Genomic DNA, 18,845 nt, shown 5'->3' with positions numbered 1-18,845 from the left:
AAAAAATAGATGCTGAGTGTATGGGGCTTTTTAAACGCAATCCTTTTGGACATATATTATTTTTTAAACTTTGGTTAATACGTGTTTTTGGCGCATTAACACATCGCAGATATAAAGGGTTTAATAAACTTGAAATTGAAGGCAGTGAAATACTTCGCAACTTGCCAGACACTAATGTGCTTTTTGTTTCTAACCACCAAACTTATTTTGCAGACGTAGTAGCAATGTTTCACGTTTTTAATGCGAGTTTGAGCGGTCGTGATGACAATATTAAGAATATAGGCTATCTCTGGAACCCCAAACTCAACCTGTATTTTGTTGCTGCCAAAGAAACCATGCAATCTGGTTTGTTGCCAAAAGTTCTTGCTTATGCAGGATCTGTTAGTATAGAAAGAACTTGGCGTGCAGAAGGAAAAGACGTACAACGACAAGTTAAAATGAGTGATGTAAGTAGCATTGCTAAGGCACTTGATGATGGTTGGGTGATTACATTTCCGCAAGGGACTACAAGACCTTGGAAACCTATACGTCGCGGTACTGCCCATTTAATTAAAACAAACAAACCTATTGTTGTACCTATTGTAATCGATGGCTTTAGACGCTCTTTTGACCGCAAGGGTTTACGTGTTAAAAAGAAGGGGATTCTCCAATCTATGGAAATTAAAGAACCTCTGGAAATAGATTACGATAACGTTAATGTGAAAGATCTTGTTGAAAAACTGGAATATGCTATTGAACAACACCCATCTTTCCTTAAAGTAATCCCTGAAGAAGAAATAAAGGGCGAAGAAGATTTGAATAATAAGCGAAAATGGAGTTATTAGACTCTCTTTGATCTAAATTTAGGAAAGAAGCTTGTGCATTTTCAAAAACAGACTTCTTTAAAATCTAAAAAATGAATTTATTAAAATATACCTGTGGACTATTTGTTGTCCTTGCAAGTTTCAATTCAACCTTTGCGCAGTCTCCTTCATTTTCATTAGAAAATTTCTATAAATACAATCCGATACTAGAGCACCAGGTAGATCAAGTTTTTTATGCTATGAACGATACCACTCGTGTGGCTCAAATGGTGGTAACATCTGCAGGAGAGTTAGGGAAGCCTGAAGCTGTTGTTTTAAAATTAGCGCAGGAAAATAAAATTGGTGGGGTAGTTTTCTTGAAGGGTACGAAGGAAAGCCACAAGGGAATGATTGATAGTTTGAATGCAATAGCTGTTGCTCAAAATCAGCTGCCTTTATTGTTTTCGATTGATGCGGAGCCAAGTCTTTTTAACGGAAGATTACAAGGCACGAAGCCAATGATGAATACCATTGATATTAAAACAACTGCTCAAGCAGATTCTATAGCAACCATTATTAATACTGAAATAAGCGAGATAGGGTTTCATCAAAATTTTGCGCCTGTTGTAGATATTAGCCCCGAAAACGAAGCCATTAAAAACCGAAGCTTTGGCAACGATAAAGCAAATGTAATTGCCCTTAGTATTCAATTTATTGAAACATCGCAGCGTCAAGGAATCATTGCAACTGCAAAACACTTTCCAGGACATGGTTTGGTAACAGGAGATACCCATAAAAAGAGTGTTTACATTGATGGACCTTTGCAAGAAGTAGCGATGTATCCACCTTTAATAGAGGCTGGCGTAATTTCTATCATGATGGCGCATATTACAATACGGAACAATCCAAAATACAATACAGGTGATTTGCCTGCAAGTTGTTCCAAAAATATAGTTACGGGCTTATTAAAAGAAGAATTAGGTTTTAAAGGCCTTGTAATTACAGATGCGTTGAATATAATGAAAGCGGTTACAATTATTGATAACGCTCCTTTAATTGCTTCAAAAGCAGGGAATGATATGTTGTTGATGCCCATTGATGAAACCAAAACAATTGCTTCGGTTTTACAAGAAATGCAAGCTAGTGAAGCTTATAAAACACAAGTCTATGAATCTGTTAAAAAAATCATCAGACTGAAGATTTGTTCGGGATTGATTAAACGTAACTAAGATTATTTAAAATTTAAGTAAACAGTGGATTTATACTTCAATCCGTTCTAGTTCGTCGTAATTTCCTTTTAATCTCTTTAATAAGATTCCGTAGATAATTCTATAAAGAACCAATACAAAGCCAATAAATAATACCCCTGCTATTAACTGTGAGATAAAGAAAATATTCATGAAGTTTTCTTGAGGTATCGCTGCGTATGATGCGTCGTCTTTAGAAAGTAGCGAGTATAACTCTGTTTGTTTTGTATAGAAATATATGTTTATAAAAACAAATAGTATTACGGTACCAAAAACATTGTAAACAACAAAGTATTTAACAGTTCTTCGAGTGTTTAAAATACTCTTCATCAGTGATTTAACAGTGTCGGTTACTTTTATATTTCGCCAGTTTAGATAAAATAGCACTATAAAAAATAGAATGATTACATAATGCGCTACATAGGTAATATTAAGCGTCTTTTGAAGCCCAATATTTTCTAATAACTCCTTACTGTTATCTGGCATTAGTAAACCTAAGACCACCCAAAACAATATTTCTGCAATACTTATTACGAAAATCCATTTTACAATAGATGATGATTTTTTGAGCAACATCTTGTAAATATCTGTGTAGGAAAGAGTGGGGAGTTCTTGTTCTCGCTCTTGCCATTTTGCTTTTAATAATTCTAATTCATCCATGGCATTACGGATTTATTACGTTTCTTAATTTTCCTTTTATTCTATTCATTTTAACGCGTGCGTTTACTTCGCTAATACCTAATGTTTCTGAAATTTCGCGATAGTTTTTGTCTTCTAAATATAAAAAGACAAGGGCTTTGTCAATATCATTTAAGTTCTTTACTGCGGAGTACATTAATTTTAATTGTTCTTCTACTGTATCGTCGTAAGGTTCTGATTTTATTTTAAAACTAACTCCTTCAAAATCTTGTGTCTTTACGCGTCGTTTATTTTTTCGATATAGTGTAATTGCCGTATTTAAAGCTACTCTATACATCCAAGTACTAAATTTTGAATCGCCTCTGAATTTAGGAAAAGCACGCCATAACTGGATGGTGATTTCCTGAAACAAGTCATTGTGTGCGTCCTGACTGTTTGTGTACAGCCTACAGATCTTATGCACAATGTTTTGATTTTGTTCTAGTTGGGTTACAAAATTATGTTCAAGTTCTTTGTTCAAAAGGTTGTTTATGTTAGCTGTTGTATTAGTACTATGTATTATAGTATTGTTACAATGGGCATCTATTTATTTTTTTAAATCCCCAACCTGCCTGGCAGGAGAGATTAGTTTTAAGATTTTAGTTTTGTTCTTTTATTTTTCAAGGTTCTTTATTCTTTATTCTTTAATTTTTACGGGGATAGGATTGTAAGTGCTTACAGCAGCGCCTGCAACTTCATCTATATTAACATCTAATTCGTCCTGAGTATCGATACTTTTAATATTTACTTTCATCTCATCGTAGCTGTCTATACTTTTTATATTTACATTGAGTTCGTCATAGGTGTTGATATCAACGATACGTACATCAAGTGTTTCCGCGTCGTTAACTTTTACTAGACGATAAGTGTTATCAATAGCCGATGTGTTGTAAATAGAATCATTTATAACGGAAGTGTTCCCAGCAAAGGCCGCAGGGATAATATCAAAATCTTTAACAATATTAATACTTAAGCAAATAGCAATGATGGTCAAAATGGTTTTTGTGTATAGATCTGTTTTCATTTTAAAGTATTTTAAGTGAATTTATAACTATAAGAAATTCGTTCCTGAAAATGGTTAGGTATTCAGAGTCTTTATTTGTTCGTCTAAAACTTCATTTATTAATTTAACGGCACTTGAATTAACGCTTCCGTAGGTTGTCCGCTCATGTAAAACGATATGGCAAATGCAATGATTGAAACAATGGTCCCTATTACAAATATGGTGTAGGTATATCGAAGAATCCTATATTTTCTGTCCAGTACTTTTCCGAGGAAATAAAGGTCCTTGGTCATAGAAGAGTAAATATAATCTCTATCGTTTATTAATTCTTTTATCGCCCATTCGTATTGTGTTAGATCCATTTTATGAAAGTTCCCAAAGAAGGTAAGGTTTACTGTTTTATTAGCAACGTCTTCTTTAGTAAATTCGCCCTGTGTAACATTAGGCCTCGTAGCAATCACTGAAAGGATCATCGTAATTGCACTCGATACAACAAAAATTGCCGTCGGGATTACTAAGAACGCATTGTTATCTAATTTTGACAGTAAATTAGACAACACAAGAGAAATAATAATAGCATTTACAGAAAGTAAAATATTGGCTTTTGTATCTGCAATATCACTTAGTTTTATGTGGTTTTTTAATGCGGTGCGGAAAAAACTTTGAATACCACGTTCTGGGCTTTCATCTTTGTATTTTGCTTTAAGTTCCGCCTTCATTATCTCCTTTTTGATATTGGCTTTGGCTTTCTTTTTATTTTTAATAAGTTTTGAAAGGTTTTTATCTTTCTGCGGCTGCCAATTTTTAATAGCATATTCGCTATAAAACTGATGCTTTTTCACGAATACCTTTATGTTTTCATTACGCCACTCTGTTGGAGTATATTCTCGTATGCCCTGTTCTTTGTACTCTTGTCTTAAGAATTCGCTCGCTTCGTTAAAATAGTCTTTACCAAAGTGCGATGCATCTGCATCTCGAATTATTTCTTCCAATTTGTCATTGGGTTCTTTGTCAAATTTAGTAGCTAAGATGCACTTTTCTACGCCTTCAATTATATCTGGTTCAACATTCTTAGATTCCAACCATTCTTTTGCAATAATAGCGCTCTCTTCCTCATGCCCTTCACACATTTTAATATATCCAGTATCGTGCAATAATGCTGCTAGCTTGAGTATGGTGGTGTCTCTAATATTAATTTGTGCGTTGTTAATAATTTGGATTATACTTTTATAGACTCTTTTTGAATGGGTATAATTATGATAGACAAAATTATTAGGTAGTTTCTCTTTAAAAAGATGTAATATAAAATCATCAGTTTCTGATATAATATTGCTCATATAACTATAAATTTGGACATCAAATTACTAAAAAAGTTAAAGGTTATATTTTTTTTTCAATAATTAACAGCAATATAACTTTTAGTATTAAATTACCAGAATTGAATTGATACGACCGTTTATTTATGGATATTAAAAAAATACTACTACTCTTTACTTCATTTATTTTTGTGTCTTGTGCCCTTTATGAGCCACAATACAGATCTTCTGAACCATTAGAAGACTTTCCGGTGAACAAAGAAATCGAAGAAACTTTTTTTCTTATCGGTGATGCTGGAAAATCACCCAAAGGAGGATTAAGCGAAGGATTACAAGTGGTTCAAGATTATTTAAAAGAGAATCCCTCTACAAACGATTATGCAGTTTTTTTAGGAGATAACATCTATCCCGATGGGATGCCTTTGGAAAATGATCCAGATAGAAAAAGAGCCGAATATCAATTAGATGCTCAGATAAATAGTCTAGATGGTTTTAACGGAACCATGTATTTTATTCCTGGAAACCACGAATGGTATAACAATGGTTTAAGAGGTGTAAAAAGGCAAGAGGAGTATCTTAGAGAAACTTCAAACGGCAAAGAATTATTGCAACCTAGCAATGGTTGCCCATTAACAAGTGTTTCGGTTTCTGAGACTGTTCAACTTATAATGATAGATTCTCAATGGTATCTTGAGGATTGGAATGCCAATCCAGACATCAACGAGTATTGTGAAATTAAAACCCGAGAAAAGTTCTTAATTGAGCTCGAATTAGAATTTGAGAAAAACCAAAACAAAACGATTCTTTTTACTATGCACCATCCCATGTTTACCAATGGTACACATGGTGGATACTTTGCTTTAGAAAAACATTTATATATCACTCAAAAAAAGATTCCTTTACCAGTATTATCTTCGTTAGTTACTCAAATTAGAGCACAAGGTGGGGTTTCTATTCAGGATAGGTATAACGAACGGTACAACAATTTTATGGTGAAACTTGGGTCACTCGCTAAAAAATATGGGCGTATCGTTTTTGCTTCTGGTCACGAGCATACACTCCAGCATCATGAAAAAGATGGACTTATTCAAATTTTATCTGGAAGTGGCTCTAAAGAAAGTGCTGCATCGCTGGGAAAAGACGCATTGTTTACCACTGGAGCCCAGGGATTTGCCATTATGACGGTTTTTAAAGATGGATCTTCTTGGGTTCGCTATTTTATTAAAGGGGAAAACAATAAGCCAAAACTTGTTTTTCAAAAAGAGTTATATCCACCTAATAAAATTTATAAAAATATAGATGAGTACACTGCCTATCCAGAGGAGATAGAAATATCTATTGATGAACAAGATAGTTTAAAACAAGCATTGTTTTTTAATACTATTTGGGGGGGTACATATAAAGAAGTTTACCATACAGCGGTAATGGCAAAAGTAGCGGTCTTAGACACCCTGTATGGCGGAATGGAAGTCGTTAGAGAAACAGGAAAGAAAGATTATAACACACTTAGACTTCGCAGTAGGTCTGGCAAGTTTTATAGAATGCGTGCACTCAAAAATAACTCCTTAAGCTACAAAAGACCACTCACATTTGACAGTAATACTGGAGAAAATATAGAGAAAGGTAAAACGAATGAAATATTAATTCCAGATAACTTTAACGCAGACTTTTATACCGCTTCACATCCTTATGCTGGTATGACAATACCAAGGATGGCCGGTGCTATAAATATATTTTATACACAACCTGAGTTGTATTATATCCCAAAGCAAAATACGCTTGGGCTTTATAATGAAAACTTTGGTGATGCGCTTTATTTTATTTCTCTGGAACCGACTGAAGAAAGTTATGGGGAGCGAACATTTAGATATCCTGTAGATGTAGAAACTACCGATGATATTCTGATAAAGCTGCGAAAAGATAAGAGCCTCAAAGTTGACGAAGAGAGTTATATTTTATCACGTCTTTTTGATATGCTTATTGGCGATTGGGATAGAGAACCGGATCACTGGAGATGGGCGGAGTATACGCGTGAAGGAAAAAATTTATTTGTTCCCATTCCAAGAAATAGAGATGATGCTTTCGCAAGTTTAGATGGAAATATTTTAAATGTAGCGGGAGCTCTATTTGGAGGCACTCGTGTAATTCATGAGTATCGAGAAGATTTGAGTAATTTGCAATGGTTTAATGAAGAAGGGATCTTATTAGATCGTGCATTGTTGCAGATGTCTGGGAGAAACCAATGGAACTATGCCGCTCATTTTATCCAATCACAACTAACAGACGAGCTAATTGATGCAGCTTTTGATGATGTGCCAGAAGAAGTACAAGACGAATCATTAGCGCGTATAAAAAATACATTAAAAGGAAGAAGGAATAACCTTGCTGAAATTGCGAATACCTACTACGACTATCTGGCCAATTTAAAAACCATTATTGGAACGGATAGTGAAGACTACTTTGAAATCACAAGACTCTCAGGTGGCAGTACTAATGTAAAAACGTACACCTATGAAAATGGTGTTTTGGGAGACCTTATTACAGACAAAACGCTTTCTCGTAAAAATACACGAGAGCTTTGGGTGTATGGGCTTGATGGTAATGATTCGTTTGTGATAAATGGAGAAGACAACGATCCCATTTATGTTAGGGTAATAGGAGGAAGGGGAACTGATGTTTTTGATATTAATGAAGGTAGAAGTGTTAAGTTTTACGATTATAAAGAGGAGAAGACAATAATTCCTGATCAGAATCATGGGAAACTCATTTTTACAAATTTGTACAACCTGAATACCTATGATTACCGAAAAAATATAAATAGTGAGTATAGATACGCACCGGCATTAGGTTATAATCCTGATGATGGTTTTAACGTTGGACTTCAATTTGAGTATACAGTGAAAAGCTTTCAGCAGAATCCCTTTGCAAAAAGGCACGCTGTCCAAGGCGGGTATTATTTTGACACACAAAGTTTTGATATAGAATATAATGGGGAGTTTGCAAACTCAATAGGCGATAGTAATTTAAGTATTGGACTTCGGCTTACAAGCCCTAATTATACTGTGAATTATTTTGGATATGGAAATGAATCTGTCAACGCTGAAGACTTAGTGAACAATGATTTTAATAGGGTCGAGCTACAAAATAATACAGCGAAGATTGGACTCATTCGCAATGCTAGTTTTGGGAGTGTTTTTAGGCTTTTCTTAAAAGCAGATTCTTTTAGATTGGCAGAGTCATTAAACCCTTTGTATCAAGATAAAGGAAATGTGACTATCGAAGAAACAAAATATTTCGGCACCTTAGAAGGAGCTTATGACTATCGAAGTTTTGATAATCCTTTAAATCCCAAACGTGGAATGGTTTTTAATCTTACTGCTGGAGTGACTGATAATATGGAAGATTTTTCGAGGGTATTTGGTTATTTAAAATCGAAACTAACATTTTATAATGCAATTGTAAAATCAGAACGGTTTGTTTTAAAAACGAATGTACAGGCCCAATTTAATTTTGGCAACCAATTTGAGTTTTATCAAGGAGCACAAATAGGGGCAAACAGTGGTCTTAGAGGATTTAGAGAAGAGCGTTTTACAGGTAAGAGTTCACTCTCAGGTAGTGCAGATTTACGGTATAGTTTTAATGAGTTTAACATAGCACTTTTCCCAGTTCAAATGGGTGTTTTTGCTGGAGTAGATTTAGGAAGGGTATGGACGCCATCAGGCAATTCAGAATGTTGGCATAATTCCAGAGGAGGTGGATTTTGGATAAATAGTTCTGGAGGATTGGGAGCAACCTTTAGCGCCTTCAATTCTGCGGAAGGAACGCGATTTATTTTTGGATTAGGCTTTAATTTTTAAAAGGATAATTAAAATAATTACATGCCACTTCGAACAACTATTTATGTTTAAGCGCTTTCTTAATATCCAATTCATACAGATTTCCGCCATCTGGTCCACTTCTTTCATCAGCAATATAAAGTGTGTTTTTATCTTTAAAAGTGACACTCTCTTTTTGTGATGAATGACCAAGCTTAATTTCAGTTATGTCTCCGTCTAAAAAATTATCTTTTTTATAGTCTCTAATAATCCAAACTTTATTGTAGCTCAATAGGGCAACGGTTTTTGACTTTTCATTTATGGCAGCAGCGGTTATTTGACAATCATTATGGTCCTTACAGGTTTTATAAGTGCCCACAAGTTTAGCTTTATGCTTCCCTGGTGTCGCTGGGAGTTTGTACATTTTTGTGGTGCCATCAAAATTTTTGCTTCTGTTGCGTGTAAAGAGATAAAGAAAGTTTTTGTGATAGAAAAAACCTTCAATATCAACATTTAAATTTTTCTTTTTAGGGGGGAATTTAGTTTGATCTTCTAACTTAAATTCGATAATACTGGTAATAGAGTCATTTGACTTTGCAGATGCAATTCCTGAAAGTTTATAGATTTTTAAATCTTTTCTTTTTCCTTCGTTATTTCCAAAATCTCCAATGTATAAATTCCCATTTTGGTCGCTTGTAATATCTTCCCAATCTTTGTTTTTTGCTCTAGTAATGGGGTATTCTGGTCCCATTTTTTTTGATTGAATGTTGTAAGTATAAACAGTAGCGTTATTACCAGCATCTTCAATCATCCACAAATAGGGGTTTCCGTGCATTTTTTCAATACCACTTATTTCAACCCTATCATTGGGCATAGATGTTATTATTTGGAGTTGTCCAAAATCTTGGGAGCAACTTGATGTGGTTATCATTAAAGTTAACAATAAAAGTGTTTTCATATTTCAAGTTTTCAGGAATTTAAAGAAGACATCAAATTGCATTGGAACAACTACTCCTCTAAATTTGTAGCTGCACTATTCATAGACCAAGCATCTAGCATCCAACTAATTTTTTCTAACTCTCCAATATATGACCCTACCATATCTATCGTTCCTTCGTCATTCGCCTCATCTGCCGTTTCTATTATTAATCTTAATTGCTTTAATATTGCACCGTGATCTTTTAGTAATACCTGTACCATTTCAGTTGCCTTCGTTTCCGACGGACTTTCTTTCAAATTTGAAAGTTCTAAATATTGCGAAAAGTTGCTAACGGGTTGAAAACGCAAGGTCAAAATACGTTCTGCGATTTCGTCTACTTTCAACTTTGCATCATCATACATTTCTTCAAATTTTTCATGAAGATCAAAAAAATGTTTTCCTACTACGTTCCAATGAAAGTTGCGTAGTTTTTGATAATATAAATGGTAATCCGCTAACAAAACATTTAGTTCGTTAGCTGTTTTTGTTGTTTTTTCTAGGTCTAAATTTAAATAATTCATTTTGTTTTGTTTTCGCCTAAGTTACAATGGTTGTGAGGTGAAAGCAATTTTAACAAGTGGTTTAGTCTTTTTTTAACGGTATAAGAATTTTCTTAACAAATGTTTTTATTGTTGTTTCTGTTTCTGACTTTAGATTTTTTAAACGCCTATTTTTGTTTAAATTCGTTTTTCTATGGAAGAATTATTACAAATTGCAATAAACGCTGCAGTTCTTGCAGGCCAGGAAATTTTATCGATCTACGATACAGATTTTGTTGTTAAATATAAAAAGGATACTTCTCCATTAACGAAAGCCGATAGTAACGCCAACGCGATTATAATGGGCTTCTTAGAGAAAACCGAAATTCCAATTATCAGTGAAGAGAATAAGCAAACAGCGTATGCCATTCGTAAAGATTGGACCCGTTGTTGGATGGTAGATCCCTTAGATGGAACCAAAGAGTTTATAAACAGAAATGGGGAGTTTACGGTAAATATAGCCCTTATCGAGAATGGAACTCCTGTTTTAGGAGTACTATATATTCCTGTAACTAAATTGCTTTATTATACTTCGGCAACTGGAGGTGCTTCTTATAAAACAACTATTGATTCAGAAACTTTTACCACGGTTCCAGAGATTCTAAAAACTTCAGAAAAACTATTTGGCAATTCAGTAAAAGATCAAGTTTTTAAGATTACCACAAGTAGATCGCATTTAAACAGTAGGACGAAACGGTATATAGAGGCCAAGAGAAAACAACACCCCGTTACCGTTATTACTAAAGGGAGTTCGTTAAAATTTTGTTTGCTTGCAGAAGGAAGTGCAGATGTGTATCCTCGGTTTGCCCCAACTATGGAATGGGATACCGCAGCGGGGCATGCTATTTGCCAGGCAGCAGGAGTTTCGGTATTAGACTTTTTAACTAAAGAACCTTTGCAATACAACAAGGAAAATTTATTGAATTCTTTTTTTATTGCAAGCACTAATAATGTGCATTTTGAATAAGAGAACTTGGTTCTTAAATCGAATCGTTGTTTAGATGCAAATTGGCTCAAAGAATATTTTAGAGCCACAATATATGAGATTTTAATATGAGTTAAGTAAGATTTTTTTGTTGAATTTTAGAAGAATTTCATAGTGACTACTATTTAAATGATACTATGAAAAAAAATGTATCTTTGTCGCCTTTTAAAGGAGTTTAATACTGTTAATATTTTATTTAATGAGTGTGAATTTAAGAAGTCTTATCATAGTTTTTACATTGTTGGTTTTTACTACAAACCATTTGGTGGCTCAGGATATTCCAGCCGATGCTACTGTTGAATCGGTTGAAAGTTTATCTGACAAGAAATTGTTTGGTTATTATGAACAAATAAAAGCTCAGGGCTATTCAGATGAACAAATTAGAGCACTGGCAAGAGCAAGAGGGGTATCTGCAGAAAAAATAACAGAATTTGAAAGTAGAATTCTTGCCCTCAATACTCCAATTGATGAAACTGAAGAAGAAGAGACATTTGAAAATGAATTAGAGATAGATGCCGAGGAGCTGATTTCCAAAAACGGAAGCTTGGAGTCAAAACCTAAGAGTGAAATTTTTGGAATGGATTTTTTTTCAAATCAAAATATCTCTTTTAGCCCTAATTTAAATTTGTCTACTCCTATAAATTATAAATTAGGGCCAGGGGACAAGTTGGTTATTTCAATTTGGGGAGCATCCGAAAAGACTTATAGTACATCGATAGATAGAGAAGGGGCGCTTCGGCTACCCAATATTGGTCCTGTTTTATTGAATGGACTCACTATTGAAGCTGCAACATCAAAGATAAAAGGTGCCTTAAAACGCATATATAATGGTCTGGATGCTCCAGAAAACAGTCCTTCTAGAGTAAATATAGGAGTGTCGTTAGCTAGTGTAAGGACAGTTCAAATAAATATAATAGGAGAAGTTGATACGCCAGGCACCTATTCCTTAAGCTCTTTATCAACCGTTTTGAATGCACTCTATGCGGCCGGTGGACCTTCAGATAAAGGTACTTTTAGAGATATTAAATTAGTACGAAATGGCGAAGAAACCGTGAGTTTTGATATGTATACATATTTAACCAAAGGTTCTCAAGAAGGAAATTTAGTTTTAAGAGATCAAGATATTATACTAGTATCTCCTTATTTATCAAGAGTTAGTATTTATGGAGCAGTCAAAAGACCTGGTTTGTTTGAATTAAAACCAAATGAAACTTTAAAGGATTTATTGAAATTTACTAGTGGTTTTACTTCGATGGCTTATAAAGACCTTGTTATAGTCGAGCGTATATCTGGAGATGCAAAACGAATACTAGAGGTAGACATGAGTAAAGCAACTTCAGAAATTTTAAAAGACGGAGATTATATCAATATACAATCAATTTTGGGCGGTTTTGAAAACAAAGTAGAAATAGAAGGTGCTGTATCTAGACCTGGAATTTTTGAATTAACAGAAGGTTTAACGGTCTCTCAATTAATTAAAAAGGCTGATAATGTCTTAGATCGAGCTTTTCTAGAGAGGGGAATAATTCTTAGGTCTTTTGATGGTGTTGGATCAGAAGTGATTTCTTTTTCAATAGCAGATATCGCTGGTGACAAAGCCAAAGATATTTTATTAGAAAATAATGATTTAATTAAAATATACAATAAATATAAATTAAAAGAAATGTCCTATGTAACGATTTCTGGTGCCGTAATTAAACCTAAACGAATACGTTTTGTTGATAATCTAACTGTTGAAGATCTGGTTTTACTTTCTGGCGGTTTTACTGAAAATGCAGATATTTCCAAAATTGACGTTTACAGAAAAATAGTAGGTGAAAAGGAAGATAAGTTAGTGGAAACACTTAGAATTGAAAGCTTAGGCATCAAAAAAAACAATACGAACGCTTTTTTACTAAAACCTAATGATCGCATATCGGTTAGATATTTGAAAGGGTATGCTGACCTAATATCTGTGTCAATTTCTGGTGAAGTTAATTATCCAGGTGATTATAGTCTTGAAACGAAGGAGGAACGTATTTCTGATTTAGTTAAAAAGGCTGGAGGTCTATCGAGATTTGCTTATGAAGGAGGGGCATCATTAACAAGGGTAAACCCCTATTACAAAGAAAAAGCACAGGCAGAAGTAATAGATGATGTAAAAGAAAATATAAGTGAAGACGATGAGGATATTTCCTTAAAAAATAAACAGTCTTTAAGAGTGGGTATAGACTTAGTGAAAATCATGAAAAATCCTGGTAGTAAATTTGACATGATTTTAAGAAGCGGCGATGAAATTACAGTTCCTTCAACTAAGCAAACCGTAAAGGTCGATGGTGAAGTTTTGGTTCCATCCTTAGTTAGGTATGACGAATCGTATGGTTTAAAAGATTATATTAGCAACTCTGGAGGGTTTTCTGAGAACGCAAGAAAGGGAAAAACATATGTCGTATACTTAAATGGCGAAATTCAATCAACTAAAAGATTCTTATTTTTCAGGTCTTTTCCTAAACTAGAGCCTGGTGCTCTAATTATTGTTCCCAATAAGCCAAAACGCGAGAATAATATTAGTACACAGGGAGTAATAGGAATTGTTAGTGGGGTCGCCACTATCATATTTCTTTTAGATAATGTGCTTAAGAATTAAATATGGATTCTATTATAAAAGTTTCTGATTCGAAAGTTAAGAGCTATACGATTTCAACTGCAGTTAACGCTATTCTAAATAAAAGACGTCTTATTTTAGCTGCTGTCATTTTGTTTTTTGTTATCGGGGTAATAATTGCAGTCATAAGCCCTAAAAACTATACTTCAAGTTCAATCGTATTGCCGCAAATTTCCTCCAGTAAGGGATTGAGTAAAAAATATACAAATATTGCGTCTTTAGTTGGTATCAATTTGGGGCAATCTGAAGGAAATAAAATTGTTCCTAGTTTGTATCCGCTAATACTAGATAACCTAACATTTCAAAGAAAACTTTTAAACCAGAAAATTGAGGTTTCTGGGGAAGATGGGTTAATTACTTATGCTGAATACCTTAGTCTTTATGAGTCTGGTAAGGCTATTGATATCTTTAAAAGTTACACTATTGGACTTCCTGGTAAATTCATGAATATGTTTAAGACCAAAGATAAGTTTGGTGAATCAACATTTAACGACAGTACCATATTTAAAATTACTCCAATTGAAAAATCTCAGATATCTTCAATGAAAAGTCAAATAAATATATCTTTTAATGAATTAGATGGATATATTGATATTTCAGCAACTACTTTACAGCCCATAGTTTCTGCTCAATTAGTGAAAAAATGCGAACATATTTTAGAGGAGGCAATTATTAATTATAATATTGAGAAATCAAGGAATGAATTGGATTTTATTTCGAAAAGATATGAAATGGCTGAAAAAGAATATGTAGTGAAAAGGGCTAATTTGGGTTCTTATCGCGATAGCAATAAATATAGTATTTCTTATATAACTAAATCTCGAGATGAACAATTAAAGAATGAAAGAGATTTGGCTTATGAAATTTTTTCTCAGTTAGCGAACCAAGTAGAATCTGCAAAATTGCAAGTAGCCAAAGACACTCCTATATTTACGCTGCTTAAAGCTCCTTACGTTTCATTAGAGGCGTCATCTCTTGCAGGAGCATACATAGTTCTTATTTTTATATTTGTTGGTTTTATAGTAGGTGTGTGTTATGTTCTATTAATTTCACTAATTCCCTATTTGAAAGCAAATTTGTTATAATACATTTAACTATTAATTACTAAATGAAATCACTTGATAAAAAACTTCGTAAAGGTTTGCTGTGGAGTGTTATTCAAGTTTTTATAAAAAGGATTTTTGATCTTTTAGTTAAATTAGTATTGGTAAATTTATTGTTTCCAGAAGACTTTGGATTAGTAGGTATTGCAACGGCAATAACAAGTATCATCTATGTGATTTCTGAGTTTGGTTTTAAGGCAGCACTTATTCAAAGAAAAAACAAACTTTTAGAAGATTTACACTATCAATCTGTTTTTTGGTGGAGTGTTTTTTGGTCATCAACAATATTTATTTTAGTATACTTTATAGGAACTCCTATAGCTGCAAGATTTTATGATGAACCTTTACTCCTTAAAATTATACCAATTTTAACGGCACCAATCTTGATCGAGGCAGTTACGATTGTTTATCGAACAAAAATGCTTCGCTCCTTAAATTTTAAAACTCTTGCTATTATTAATAGTATAGCAGCTATAATAACTGGGTTTATCGCTATAATTATTGCATTAAAAGGGGGAGGGGTCTGGGCTTTAGTTTTTTATATTTTAATTCCATTTGTAATTTCTCTTCCATTTTACATCGTTTTAATTCGATGGAAGCCAAAACTTCAATTTAGTATTGTCTCTCTAAAACAACTATTTCAATTCGGTTTCTTTACATTCATAACTTCTTTAATTCTTATTATTTCATCAAATATTGATTATTTATTTATTGGAAAATTAATAAGTACTAAAGCCCTTGGCATATACAGTTTAGCCTTTATGTTAACGGTATTAATAAGTACTCAAGTTACAAGCATGATCGATAGAGTTATGTTTCCTTTTTACAGTAAAATACAAGGAAATTTAGGCATAATTAGAAATTATTATTTAAAGAGTTTGAGATATTATTCGCTTGTATTATTTCCTATTATGTTAGTGTTGTTTGTCTTGTGTACACCCATTATAAAATTATTTTTTGGGTATAAATGGATTGATGCTAAAACACCCATTCGATTGCTTGTCATAGCTGTAATGATTAACTTAATAACTCACGGATGTACAATCGTTTTTAGAAGTATTGGCAAGCCAAAATTAGAAATGTTTATTCTTTCATCAATACTTATTTTAGTAACGATTCCGTCAGTCTATGTAGGAAGTTTTTATGGCATTAATGGTGTTGCTGCTGCCACAATAGTGCCTGCAATTTGTAATTTAACAGTTTCATTATATTTCCTTAAAAGAGAATTAAATATAACTATTGCCGATATACTAACTAAAATGAAACCCTCTATAATAGCATTTGGGACAACTTTTTTAGTTGTTACGCCATTATTTCTATTCACCCCATTGAATTTAATTTTTCTTTTGATCATTACAATAATCGTGTATAGTATCATACTCTATTATTTCTTCAAACAGAGCATTAAATTTTACATGAATAAGTTTTTGTTTTCAAATAAATAATAAAACCCATTATCAAAACATTTAATAAACATAGGATTAAACAGTTTTATAAGGTAATGTTTTTAATATACTTTATCCTTAAACCCTTTTATCTATTTAAGAGTGGAAGTCCACAAATAGCAGATTTTATTATGTTACTGGTACTTGTTTTATTTTTTATAGAGCAAAAGCCTTGGGATTTACTGGAGAGAAAAACGGTAAAAGTATTGTTGTCCTTTTTATTTCTAACCCTTTTTATAAACACAGTGCACGCATTAACTGCTGTACCCATTTATGACTTTGTTTTTTTGAAGGCGAGTATTTATTATATTTATAATATAGGTCTTTTCTTATTTTGTTTTCAAGTTTTTAAATGGTGTAAAGAGATAGATTTCAAAATCATTTTCATTGTTTTATTAATATCTTTATCTTTCCAATATCTGTTGGTATTATTTGATATAGATAAAGGTATTGTTAATAATTTTCAAGGTAGAGAGTATAATTTTTTCAATAACCCAAATCAATTATCCTACTATAGTTTATTGATTATCACGATTTTTTTTCTAGTAAAGAAGAAATTCAAAGGCCTAAGATATCTTTTTAGTCTTTGCATGATTTTGGCGACTCTTTTGATTTTTAGTGCTACAAGTATACCTTCAATGCTGGGTATAGCCTTGTTTTGGATTCTTTACCTACCAACGTTACAAAAACGATTTTATAGTAGGCATTTAATCATTATTTTACTTCCAGTTATACTTCTATTCTCATTTAAAAGTGATTATATCATAGATGAGTTTAATAGGGTACAAACTCGTTTTCAAAAACCTGAGCAAAGAACAGTGAATTCTTATAGCGATCGTGGTTATGATCGTATCATGAACAGTCCAAAATATATTTTATATGGTGCGGGTGAAGGAAATTATCAAAGATTTGTGTCAAACAAGATAGACAGTCCGCAAGAAATTCATAGCACCTTTGGTAATTTGCTATTTAGCTATGGTTTTTTAGGACTACTACTCTTTATATTGTTTTTATATTTCTTATTTGAAGGAGGTACTTGGAAACTGTTTTTATATTTTTTACCTATATTTTTGTATAACTTTCTTCACAACGGAACTCGTTTTTCGTTACTGTGGATTCTACTGGCGCTTGTATATGCCTTGTACTCAAATGAAAATCAACAAATAAATAAGCATTTTGATATTACCGTCTAAACAAAAGATATAGATTGAGTATATTTGCACGCTTAAAATTCATAGTCTAAAATGAAAAAAAATATTTTAATTACTGGTGGAGCTGGCTTTATAGGGTCTCATGTAGTAAACTTGTTTGTAGAAAAATATTCTGATTATCAAATATTTAACCTTGACAAACTAACCTACGCAGGGAATTTAGAAAATTTGAAAGAGGTAGAATCGAAAAGCAATTATACATTTTTAAAAGGTGATATTGTTGATGAGTCCTATATCAATTCGATTTTTTTTAAATATAAATTTGATGCTGTTATTCATCTTGCAGCAGAGTCTCACGTTGATAGATCTATAACAAATCCTAATGAGTTTGTTTTTACAAATGTTATAGGTACTTTAAATTTGCTAAACGCTGCCAAAAAGAGTTGGGCCAACGATTTTGAGGATAAATTATTTTATCACATTAGCACAGATGAAGTATATGGATCTTTAGGAGACACCGGCTTTTTCTTAGAAGACACACCTTATAGTCCTAATTCTCCATATTCTGCGTCAAAAGCAAGTTCTGATCATTTGGTTAGAGCCTATGGTGAAACTTTTAAGTTGCCTTTTGTAATTACAAATTGTTCTAATAATTATGGACCCAATCAATTTCCTGAAAAACTAATTCCCCTTTTCATAAATAATATCATCACTAAAAAAGCATTGCCTGTATATGGTGATGGTAACTACACAAGAGATTGGTTGTATGTAGTAGATCATGCAATTGCAATAGATAATGTTTTCCATAATGGAGTTGAAGGAGAAACGTATAATATTGGCGGTTTTAATGAGTGGAAAAATATAGATTTAGTTACTTTATTATGCGATTTAATGGATGCTAAATTAGGGCTCTCTAAAAGTACAAGTAGAGAGCTTATTACCTACGTTAAAGATCGTCCAGGGCACGATTTAAGGTATGCGATAGATGCGTCAAAAATAAAAAAGGAGCTAGGTTGGGAGCCAAGTGTTACTTTTGAAGAAGGCTTATCAAAAACAATAGATTGGTATTTAGACAATGATGTCTGGTTATCAAATATAGTTTCTGGAACCTATAAAGACTATTATAAAAATCAGTACGAAACGGGAAATTCAAATTAG

15 protein-coding genes are annotated in these 18,845 nt (G+C 33.0%); 9 read left to right on the top strand and 6 right to left on the bottom strand.

Annotation, left to right across the window (positions count from 1 at the left end):
• The first annotated feature begins 20 nt into the window (after nucleotides 1-20).
• A complete protein-coding gene (locus tag ABXT67_RS15555) occupies nucleotides 21-824 on the top strand; it encodes a lysophospholipid acyltransferase family protein (protein WP_415374945.1) in 804 nt (267 codons plus the stop codon).
• A gap of 71 nt (nucleotides 825-895) precedes the next feature.
• Nucleotides 896-2,011: a glycoside hydrolase family 3 N-terminal domain-containing protein gene (locus ABXT67_RS15550; RefSeq protein WP_415374944.1), complete on the top strand. Its 1,116-nt coding sequence runs from the start codon at nucleotides 896-898 to the stop codon at nucleotides 2,009-2,011.
• 30 nt (nucleotides 2,012-2,041) lie between these two features.
• Here ABXT67_RS15550 and ABXT67_RS15545 read toward each other — a convergent pair whose 3' ends face one another.
• The 4 genes from ABXT67_RS15545 to ABXT67_RS15530 form a co-directional block, all read right to left on the bottom strand.
• Nucleotides 2,042-2,689 (bottom strand): hypothetical protein, encoded by a 648-nt coding sequence (locus ABXT67_RS15545; RefSeq protein WP_415374943.1) that lies wholly within the window; start codon nucleotides 2,687-2,689, stop codon nucleotides 2,042-2,044.
• A 4-nt stretch (nucleotides 2,690-2,693) separates the two neighbouring features.
• Nucleotides 2,694-3,188, bottom strand: coding sequence for an RNA polymerase sigma factor (locus tag ABXT67_RS15540; RefSeq protein ID WP_415374942.1), 495 nt, complete (start codon nucleotides 3,186-3,188; stop codon nucleotides 2,694-2,696).
• Nucleotides 3,189-3,344: 156 nt separating this feature from the next.
• Nucleotides 3,345-3,731, bottom strand: a complete 387-nt coding sequence (locus ABXT67_RS15535) for a hypothetical protein (protein WP_415374941.1) — start codon at nucleotides 3,729-3,731, stop codon at nucleotides 3,345-3,347.
• Nucleotides 3,732-3,829: 98 nt separating this feature from the next.
• Nucleotides 3,830-5,047, bottom strand: coding sequence for a Pycsar system effector family protein (locus ABXT67_RS15530; protein ID WP_415374940.1), 1,218 nt, complete (start codon nucleotides 5,045-5,047; stop codon nucleotides 3,830-3,832).
• A gap of 125 nt (nucleotides 5,048-5,172) precedes the next feature.
• On the opposite strand from ABXT67_RS15530, the gene ABXT67_RS15525 reads away from it, so the two are divergent.
• A complete protein-coding gene (locus ABXT67_RS15525; protein WP_415374939.1) occupies nucleotides 5,173-8,883 on the top strand; it encodes a metallophosphoesterase in 3,711 nt (1,236 codons plus the stop codon).
• 37 nt (nucleotides 8,884-8,920) lie between these two features.
• On the opposite strand, the gene ABXT67_RS15520 is transcribed toward ABXT67_RS15525, so the two are convergent.
• Both ABXT67_RS15520 and ABXT67_RS15515 read right to left on the bottom strand, forming a co-directional pair.
• Complete coding sequence (locus tag ABXT67_RS15520) at nucleotides 8,921-9,799, bottom strand: hypothetical protein (protein ID WP_415374938.1); 879 nt, start codon at nucleotides 9,797-9,799, stop codon at nucleotides 8,921-8,923.
• A gap of 50 nt (nucleotides 9,800-9,849) precedes the next feature.
• Nucleotides 9,850-10,341 (bottom strand): Dps family protein, encoded by a 492-nt coding sequence (locus ABXT67_RS15515; protein ID WP_415374937.1) that lies wholly within the window; start codon nucleotides 10,339-10,341, stop codon nucleotides 9,850-9,852.
• Between the two features lie 172 nt (nucleotides 10,342-10,513).
• Here ABXT67_RS15515 and cysQ point away from each other — a divergent pair, with 172 nt between their 5' ends.
• The 6 genes from cysQ (at nucleotide 10,514) to rfbB (ending at nucleotide 18,845) form a co-directional block, all read left to right on the top strand.
• The gene (gene cysQ / locus ABXT67_RS15510) at nucleotides 10,514-11,326 is read left to right on the top strand and encodes a 3'(2'),5'-bisphosphate nucleotidase CysQ (protein WP_415374936.1); all 813 of its coding nucleotides are present in this window, start codon (nucleotides 10,514-10,516) and stop codon (nucleotides 11,324-11,326) included.
• Between the two features lie 217 nt (nucleotides 11,327-11,543).
• On the top strand, nucleotides 11,544-13,970 hold the full coding sequence (locus tag ABXT67_RS15505) for an SLBB domain-containing protein (protein WP_415374935.1): 2,427 nt from the start codon (nucleotides 11,544-11,546) through the stop codon (nucleotides 13,968-13,970).
• Nucleotides 13,971-13,972: 2 nt separating this feature from the next.
• Nucleotides 13,973-15,073 carry a Wzz/FepE/Etk N-terminal domain-containing protein gene (locus ABXT67_RS15500; protein ID WP_415374934.1) on the top strand — a complete coding sequence of 367 codons (1,101 nt, stop codon included), beginning with the start codon at nucleotides 13,973-13,975 and terminating at the stop codon, nucleotides 15,071-15,073.
• A gap of 23 nt (nucleotides 15,074-15,096) precedes the next feature.
• Entirely contained in the window at nucleotides 15,097-16,536 is a 1,440-nt protein-coding gene (locus tag ABXT67_RS15495; RefSeq protein WP_415374933.1) for a lipopolysaccharide biosynthesis protein, read from the top strand.
• A gap of 638 nt (nucleotides 16,537-17,174) precedes the next feature.
• The gene (locus ABXT67_RS15490; protein WP_415374932.1) at nucleotides 17,175-17,729 is read left to right on the top strand and encodes a hypothetical protein; all 555 of its coding nucleotides are present in this window, start codon (nucleotides 17,175-17,177) and stop codon (nucleotides 17,727-17,729) included.
• Between the two features lie 51 nt (nucleotides 17,730-17,780).
• A complete protein-coding gene (gene rfbB / locus ABXT67_RS15485; RefSeq protein ID WP_415374931.1) occupies nucleotides 17,781-18,845 on the top strand; it encodes a dTDP-glucose 4,6-dehydratase in 1,065 nt (354 codons plus the stop codon).

Origin of the sequence: Patiriisocius sp. Uisw_017 (assembly GCF_047731265.1) — a bacterium.
Classification (GTDB): Bacteria; Bacteroidota; Bacteroidia; order Flavobacteriales; family Flavobacteriaceae; genus Patiriisocius.
The sequence above is the reverse complement of the archived record's forward strand: the minus strand, read 5'-3'. Positions and strand labels throughout refer to the sequence as shown.